Below are 7697 nucleotides of genomic sequence, written 5' to 3' on the forward strand. Positions count from 1 at the left end.
CGCGTTGGCCATGCTGGAAAAAGCGGGGTTTTGCTCGTTCCACAGGAAAGGAACGTCGTGGTCGGCGAACGCGAACCGCATCTTGCGCACGATGAGATCCGTCATCAGATGCTCCCTCACTTGTCTCCTGCCAGCCGTCCTCAGCAGCAGCTTGGAACAGTTATCATACATCACATGGCTTACATGTATGATTGATTAAATGGTGGGCCCTCGTCAATGGCGGAGGCGAGCCGCCGTTTCTGTCGCGGTTATGCGGAGCCGATATCCTGCGGGAATGTTGTTGCTAGGGGTTGTCGACCGTGGCGCGTAGACGCGGCTGGGACGGGCATCCACCCGTCACCGATGAGGAAGCCTCGCAGCGCATTGTGGCCACGGCGGTCAAGTTGATCGCCGAAACCGGCTCCGATGTCAGCCTCGCTGAGGTTGCCGAGTCCTTGGGGGTCATCCGGCAGACGGTGTACCGCTACTTTCCGACCGCCGAAGCTCTGATGCACGCAGCGGCGGTGGCCTCAGTCGACGGCTTTCTCGATCGACTCACCGAAGCCGTCCGCGGTATCGGCGATCCGGCCGAGGCGATGACAGAAGGCGTGTTGTACGCGCTCGAACAAGTAACGCGCACACCGCATTTGGGTATCCTACTGTCCGAACAGTACCGCAACTCCCATACTTCAAGCCTGGCATCCGATGAAGCCCAGACTTTTGGCATGCGGATGATTACCCGCTTCGATGTCGACTGGATGCGCTACGGCTACGACCAAGCGGCGCTGCGCGAACTCGTGGAATTTACCTTACGCACGATGCTCTCGTTCTTCGTCGCGCCCAACGACCCCAATCGGAGCCGAGAAGAACTGCGGCGGTTCATCAAACGGTGGCTGGGGGGCGCTATCTTGGCCCAGCAGCACAGCGCCGCCGTTCCTGTCGCCGACGGGCACTAAGGGCCAGCCGTTGGCAGTTTCGAACGATCCCGCCGAGCTGGCTCGCGCTAACGCGAACCGCGCACCAGAGGACTTCGTGTCACACCTTGCCCTTGAGGAGCTCACCCACGACAAGTTGCGTGTAATACCAGGCAGTCTTGCCAATCGTCGGCGGGTCGATGGTGCTGAAGACGGCATCAGCGATGCCGAAGGGCATCATGCCCGGAATTGGCCCGCGCGCGTACTCCAGCATGAACGCGGCGTTTGGCACGGCATAACCCTTCGCCCGACCTCCCGCCAAGTACGCCACATCCCCAGGCCCGTACACGCTGCGCTCGAATTGACCCTCCTCGTAGCACCACACCTCGCCGTCGATGATGAAGTCCCACACCTCGCTGGCGTAGCGGCCTGAGTGGCCTTCGGTGCCGATCGGGGTGCCGAAAAAGATGAGGTATTCCGACAGTGACGCGTGCAAGAGCTTCATCTGTCCCATCGCGCCGCCGGCATTGTTGAACACCCACGGGATGTCGTCACGGATGTGACCCGGATACTCGCGTTTCAGCTCGGCGATGACGTGTGCGAAGGCCGCGTCTTTGCTGTCCATACCCACGGCGCTCTTTGCGATCGCGTGTAGGTTCTCGGAATCGAATATCGCTCCCACAACAACCGACGCTACCTCATCATACATTTGGTGTCCATTGCGTATGATTATGAGCGCCAGCCGGCCGGAGGCCAGCGGAGCACTCGTAGGCACTGCGCGCACCACATTTCAGCCGGTAGGGCGTTCGGCTACACTGCCCGGGTTGCTATGAAGCGAAAAGCCGACGTCGCAGGGCGACGACGCCTGTTGTGTGATGTTGCGATCGAGATCCTTGCCCTTGAGGGCGGGCGTGGTCTGTCGCATCGCAAGGTGGAGCAGCGCGCCGGGCTGCCTGACGGCACGACGTCCTCGTATTTCCGCACCCGCTCGGCGTTGTTGCGTGCGACGGCTGAGCGCGTCGCTGAGTTGGATGCCGCTGATTTTGTGGCGGTGACGGGTCAGGCCGCGGGGTCCGGGGCGACGCTGGCGATGTTGGCGGACATGGTGATGCAGTCGGCGACCGGGCCGGCTCTTGATCGCTCGCGGGCGCGCTACGAGCTGGCCTTGCATTCCCAGCGCGACGACGTGTTGCGCGGCGCTTTCACAGAAGCGATTGCAGGCTTCGTGGCCTTGAGCGAGCAGGCAGTCACTAGCGAGCAACCCGAGGGTGCGATGGCCCCGGAGCTGATCGAGGAACAGGCCAGAGTTGTCACGACCTTCATCAACGGTGTCATGGTGCGCCAGATCCTCGGCGACAACCCCGTGGGAAGCGCCGAAGAGTTGACCCACTTGCTGCACGCGTTGATCGCCGGCATTGCCGCATCCCATCACCTACGCGCTGTCCAACCCTAAGTCCGGCGTTACGAACTGCCAGGACCGTTTGTCCGCGTGCGGTGATCCCAAAGATTTCTACGTAAGTAGATTTACGTCCCTACATTCGTAGAAATGGTGTTACGGTGACCGCTTGTGAGACCAGTGCGGTTGATCCTCCACGAGAAGTCCGCTGCCGCGATATCGGGTCGCGGCGCTGACCTTGGCTCTGAACGTCCAGGTTGCCGCAATTCGAGGTCTCGCCGGTGTGCGCGGACCGTTCACTGAGTTCGGCATTGCGGGCTCGAGCTGTCACCGGAAAGGAACGATGATGCGTTTCGTGTTGGTGCACGGGGGTTTTCACGCCGCGTGGTGCTGGCAGCGGGTGATTCCTGAGCTGGAACGCTTAGGCCACGGGGCGGTGGCGGTCGATATTCCTGGCCACGGCGACCGGCTCGAGGAGGAGTCCACGTTAGCCAATCGGCGGGACGCCATCGTATCGGTATTGCAGCCAGGTGATGTGTTGGTCGGGCATTCCGGTGGCGGGTTTGACATCACGCTGGCTGCTGATGCGGCGCCAGATCGGTTGGCGCACATCGTGTACTTGGCGGCGGGGTTGCCACGCGAAGGGCGTTCCTATCCCGAGGCGATGGCGATGCGCAATGCTGAAGAAGGGTCTTTCGACGCCGACGTCGGGGAGATGTTGAGCTACTTGCGTTTCAGCGACGACGGCGCCATGAGCTTCGCGGATTTCGAGAGCGCGTGGAAGTACTTCTATCACGATTGCGATCAGCCGACCGCCGAGTGGGCCTTCGCACGTCTGTGCGCCGAGCGGTTCGGGGAGACGACCACCGCGCCGGTGTCGGTCCCGCACTTCTGGCGGGCCGATCTGCCCCGCAGTTATATCCGTTGCCTGCAGGACCGGTCGAAACCGCGGTGGCTCTCTGATGTCGTGGCAACACGTCTGGGCGTCGAGCCGTTGACCATCGACACCTCGCACTCACCATTTCTGAGCCGGCCCGCAGAGCTGGCGGCACTGCTGGTGCACGCGACCACGACAACGCCCATCGGTCCGCTGATCCCACAGTAAGCACGAAACCTCGCGCAACTGAACGAACCGCACAGTTCGAAGAGAGGAGACCCGACATGACCGCAGCGGTGATCGGCGCCGCAGCCACCTACCGGTCGCGGGCATCTGCGCACGCCTCGACGAACACACGTCTCGGCGCGCGCATCGTCGGCGGGTCGGGCCCGTGACTGCCAGGGCCGCACCCGCCTGGCTACGGCCACTGGCCGGGCTGTTCACCGTCGCGGTAATCAGCAGCATCGTTGTGTGGTGCGTCTTGACGTTTCGGGGTGATCTGACACGAACGGTCGGGATCACGATCGTTTCACCACGTGCCGGGTTGGTGATGAATCCGCAAGCCAAGGTCAAGCTGCTGGGCATCCAGGTCGGCACGGTGGCCTCCATCGAAGAACGCCCCGATGGTCGGGCCGCACTGCAGGTCGCGATGAATCCCGGTGAACTGCAGCGCATTCCGGCCAACATTAGCGCCAACATCGCGTCCACCACCGTGTTCGGCAACAAGTTCGTCGAGCTGCGCATACCGGCCGATCCCTCGTCTCAACGGCTCCAACCGGGCCAGGTGCTCCACGCCTCGCGGGTGACCGTGGAGTTCAACACCTTGTTCGAACAGCTGACGTCGCTCTTGTCGGCGATCGAACCCGGCAAGCTGAACGCAACACTGACCGCGATCTCCTCGACGCTGAGCGGCCGCGGTCACGAGATCGGCGCGGCATTCTCCGACCTTGACGCGTTATTTCGCCGCCTAGACCCCGATCTGCCTGCGCTGGAGCACGATTTACAGGTCGCCCCCACCGTCGTCAACACCTACGCCGACGCCGCATCGGACCTGACGAGCATCATCAGCAACACCACCACGATCAGCAAGACCATCGTTGACCAGAAACAGCAGCTGGACGCCTTGCTGATCAGCGCCGCCGGTCTCGGTGACATCGGCGCCGATGTCGTCGGCACCAACCGTGCGGCCCTGACCGAGACGCTGCGGCTGCTGGTGCCGACCTCCGATGTGCTCAGCCGCTACCACCACAGCCTGTACTGCAGCCTGGCCGGGATTTGGCCCATCGCCGACGCGCCCCCGATTCCGGTGCCCGGTGTGATCGCCTCGCTGGGCTTCGGGCTGGGCATCGAGCGGTACCGCTACCCGTCAAACCTGCCGAAAGTGGCGGCCAAAGGGGATGCGCCGTGCGCCTCAATCGGCATGCCCGACTTGCCTTTCCAGGCGCGACCCAAGTTCGCTGTCGCCGATATCGGCGCCAACCCGTGGCAATACGGCAATCCCGGCATCGTGCCCAACTCTGATGCACTCAAGCAATACCACTACGGCCCCATTGACGGGCCACCCCGAAACTCCGCGCAGATCGGTGACCCCGGATGACCCCGATCCGCGGCCCGCTGATCAAGTTCGGCGTGTTCGCCACCGTGATGGTCGCGTTGACCGCGCTGCTGCTCGCAATCTTCAGCCAGCTCCGCACCGGGGCAACCAACACCTACTCAGCGGTCTTTGCAGACGCCTCGAGCATCCAACCCGGTGCCTCGGTTCGAGTTTCAGGAGTGCGGATCGGAACGGTCACCGCGGTGTCATTGCAGCCTGACAAACACGTTGTGGTGGGCTTTGACGCCGACCGCGACATAGTGCTGACCGCAGGAACCCGGGTAGCGGTGCGCTACCTGAACCTGGTCGGAGACCGCTACCTCGAGCTCCTCGACAGTCCAGGATCCACCCGCGCCTTACCGGCCGGCACCCAAATACCGCTCGACCACACCGCGCCCGCGCTCGATTTAGATCTACTGCTGGGCGGACTCAAACCCGTCATCCGCGGCCTGAACCCCACCGACGTCAACACCTTGACCGCATCCCTGATCCAGGTGTTCCAAGGCCAAGGCGGCACCCTGGAATCCATTCTGTCCCATACATCCTCGTTCGCCACAGCACTAGCCGATCGTCACGACGCCGTCGAGCGGCTCATCGACAATCTCAACACTGTCACCGCGACACTGGCCAAAGACGGCCCACACTTCTCCGGCACCATCGACCGCCTCCAGCGGCTGATCACCGACCTGTCCGCTGACCGCGATCCCATCGCCTCAGCCATCCAAGCCCTCGATACCGGCACCGCCTCGATCGCCGATCTCCTCACCCACGCAGGCCCGCCCTTGACCGCCGCCGTCAGCCAGCTCAACCGCCTAGCGCCCCTGCTCGACCAGGACAAGGACAAACTGGACACCGCGCTGAAAAAAGCACCAGAGAACTACCGCAAGCTGATCCGCCTGGGCGCCTACGGCAGCTTCATCAACTACTACATCTGCGGCATCCAAATCCGCGCCACCGACCTGCAGGGCCGCACGGTCGTGGCCCCGTGGATCAACCAAGACGCCGGACGGTGCTCAGAACCCTGATGCTGAAATACCGCGGACAACACCTAATCAAAGCCGGCTTCATCGGCGCAATGCTCGCCGTGTTGATCATCGCTGTCGGACTCAATCCCGTCACACTGGCCAACTGGGCCACCACCGTGCGCTACCACGCCGTGTTCACCCACGCCGGCGGACTCGTCGCCGGCAACGACGTCAAAGTCTCCGGAGTCAAAGTCGGCACCGTATCGGATGTGTCGCTGCGCAACGGAAAAGCCTTGGTGAGCTTCCAGGTCGACGGCACCGTGCTGCTGGGCTCAGAGAGCACCGCGCACATCCGCACCGGCTCGCTGCTGGGCCAACGAGTGTTGACCCTGGAATCGGCGGGCGCCACGACGATGTCACCCAACAGCACCGTCCCGTCCTCGCGCACCGCATCGCCCTACTCGCTCACCGAGGCGGTCGGCGACCTCGGGGCCAACACCGCCGGCACCGACACCCAGGCGCTGAACCGCTCGCTGGACACGCTCTCACAGACCGTCGAACACATCGCCCCACAGCTGGCACCGACGCTGCAGGCACTGACCCGCTTGTCGCAGACCATTAACGGCCGTGACACCACCTTGGCCGAACTCCTCAAACACACCGGCCAAGTCACCGATGTGCTGGCCAAACGCAGCGACCAACTCAACACGCTGATCCTCAACGCCGACGATCTGATCGGCGCGCTGGCCCAACGCCGACAAGCGATCGTCGACCTCTTGGCCAACACCACCGCCCTGTCACGGCAGCTGTCGAGACTGATCGCCGACAACGAGAAACAACTCGCACCCGCGCTGGAACGGCTCAACTCGGTGACCGAGATGCTGGAGAAGAACCGCGACAACATCGGAAAAGCCCTGCCCGGGCTGGCGAAATACCAGATCACCCAGGGCGAAACCGTCGCCAACGGCTACTACTACAGCGCGTTCGTGCCCGACCTGTTCGTCCCCCAGCTCCTGCAGCCCTTTTTCGACTACTACTTCGGATTCCGCCGCGGCGCCACGCCTGGACAACCACCCGACAACGCCGGTCCACGCGCCGAATTTCCGTTCCCCTACAACGGGATTCCCGGTGGCAGCCGATGACGCGCGCTGTGATCCGCCGCTACCGCGCACCGTTGACACGCGTGGTCAGCGCAATGTTGATCACAGCCCTGCTCGGCGGGATCACCATGCTGGCGCACATCACGCTGCTGCGACCCACCGTGATCACCGCCTACTTCACCAAAGCCATCGCCATCTACCCCGGTGACAACGTCGAAGTCGCCGGGGTGAGCGTGGGACATATCGACGCCATCCGCCCCGAAGGCACCCGGGTCCGCATGACGCTGGCCGTCGATCACGGCGTCGACATCCCCGCCGACGCGACCGCGGTCATCGCCGCCCAAAACCTCGTCGCCGCACGCTATGTCGAACTGACCCCTGCCTACGAGCCCGGCCACGGGCCCACACTGCGCAACGGTGCAGTCATCCCGCTGGAACGCACCGCCGTGCCCGTGGAGTGGGATCAAGTCAAAGACCAGTTAATGCGTCTGTCAACCGATCTGGGAACCCCGCACGGCACCTCGGGCACGTCGGTGTCTCGGTTCATCGACAGCACTGCCAACGCACTCGCCGGCAACGGCACCACATTCCGCCAAACCCTGGCCGAGCTGTCCAAAGCCGGACGCATCCTGGCCTCCGGCGGCGGCGACATCATCGACATCATCACCAACCTGGAAACATTCGTGACCGCGCTGAAGGACAGCAACACCCAAATCGTGGAATTCCAAAACCGATTCGCCACCCTAACCAGCGTTATCGACGAAAGCCGCTCCGATCTTGACTCCGCGCTCACCAGCCTGTCCAGCGTCCTCGGCGATGTCCAACGCTTCATCGCCGGCAGCCGCGACAAGACCACCGAGCAAGTCCAACGG

General features: G+C 63.2%; 8 protein-coding genes and 1 pseudogene. 7 read left to right on the plus strand and 2 right to left on the minus strand.

The window, feature by feature from the left end:
- A pseudogene (locus WAN02_RS21145) lies at positions 1-105 on the minus strand (metal-dependent hydrolase); the annotation flags it as partial.
- 194 nt (positions 106-299) lie between these two features.
- Here WAN02_RS21145 and WAN02_RS21150 point away from each other — a divergent pair.
- On the plus strand, positions 300-935 hold the full coding sequence (locus WAN02_RS21150) for a TetR/AcrR family transcriptional regulator (protein WP_422266174.1): 636 nt from the start codon (positions 300-302) through the stop codon (positions 933-935).
- A 79-nt stretch (positions 936-1014) separates the two neighbouring features.
- Here WAN02_RS21150 and WAN02_RS21155 read toward each other — a convergent pair whose 3' ends face one another.
- Positions 1015-1575 carry an ERG2 family protein gene (locus WAN02_RS21155; protein ID WP_422266175.1) on the minus strand — a complete coding sequence of 187 codons (561 nt, stop codon included), beginning with the start codon at positions 1573-1575 and terminating at the stop codon, positions 1015-1017.
- Positions 1576-1722: 147 nt separating this feature from the next.
- On the opposite strand from WAN02_RS21155, the gene WAN02_RS21160 reads away from it, so the two are divergent.
- The 6 genes from WAN02_RS21160 to WAN02_RS21185 form a co-directional block, all read left to right on the plus strand.
- A complete protein-coding gene (locus WAN02_RS21160) occupies positions 1723-2346 on the plus strand; it encodes a TetR/AcrR family transcriptional regulator (protein ID WP_422266176.1) in 624 nt (207 codons plus the stop codon).
- Between the two features lie 289 nt (positions 2347-2635).
- Entirely contained in the window at positions 2636-3394 is a 759-nt protein-coding gene (locus tag WAN02_RS21165; protein WP_422266177.1) for an alpha/beta fold hydrolase, read from the plus strand.
- 163 nt (positions 3395-3557) lie between these two features.
- The gene (locus WAN02_RS21170; RefSeq protein ID WP_422266178.1) at positions 3558-4763 is read left to right on the plus strand and encodes an MCE family protein; all 1206 of its coding nucleotides are present in this window, start codon (positions 3558-3560) and stop codon (positions 4761-4763) included.
- The gene (locus WAN02_RS21175; RefSeq protein WP_422266179.1) at positions 4760-5785 is read left to right on the plus strand and encodes an MCE family protein; all 1026 of its coding nucleotides are present in this window, start codon (positions 4760-4762) and stop codon (positions 5783-5785) included. Before WAN02_RS21170 ends, WAN02_RS21175 begins: the two co-directional genes overlap by 4 nt.
- Positions 5785-6867, plus strand: a complete 1083-nt coding sequence (locus WAN02_RS21180; protein WP_422266181.1) for an MCE family protein — start codon at positions 5785-5787, stop codon at positions 6865-6867. Before WAN02_RS21175 ends, WAN02_RS21180 begins: the two co-directional genes overlap by 1 nt.
- Positions 6864-7697: MCE family protein (locus WAN02_RS21185; protein WP_422266180.1), on the plus strand; the 834-nt coding region annotated here is incomplete at its 3' end. The genes WAN02_RS21180 and WAN02_RS21185, both read left to right, overlap by 4 nt.

The organism is Mycobacterium sp. (assembly GCF_049281135.1).
In the GTDB taxonomy this organism is placed as follows: Bacteria; Actinomycetota; Actinomycetes; order Mycobacteriales; family Mycobacteriaceae; genus Mycobacterium.

What these genes read in the sequence shown, in the direction of transcription:
- WAN02_RS21160 (WP_422266176.1), top strand. Translation starts at nt 1,723, where the DNA reads ATGAAGCGAAAAGCCGACGTCGCAGGGCGACGACGCCTGTTGTGTGAT.
- WAN02_RS21175 (WP_422266179.1), top strand. Translation starts at nt 4,760, where the DNA reads ATGACCCCGATCCGCGGCCCGCTGATCAAGTTCGGCGTGTTCGCCACC.
- WAN02_RS21165 (WP_422266177.1), top strand. Translation starts at nt 2,636, where the DNA reads ATGCGTTTCGTGTTGGTGCACGGGGGTTTTCACGCCGCGTGGTGCTGG.
- WAN02_RS21180 (WP_422266181.1), top strand. Translation starts at nt 5,785, where the DNA reads ATGCTGAAATACCGCGGACAACACCTAATCAAAGCCGGCTTCATCGGC.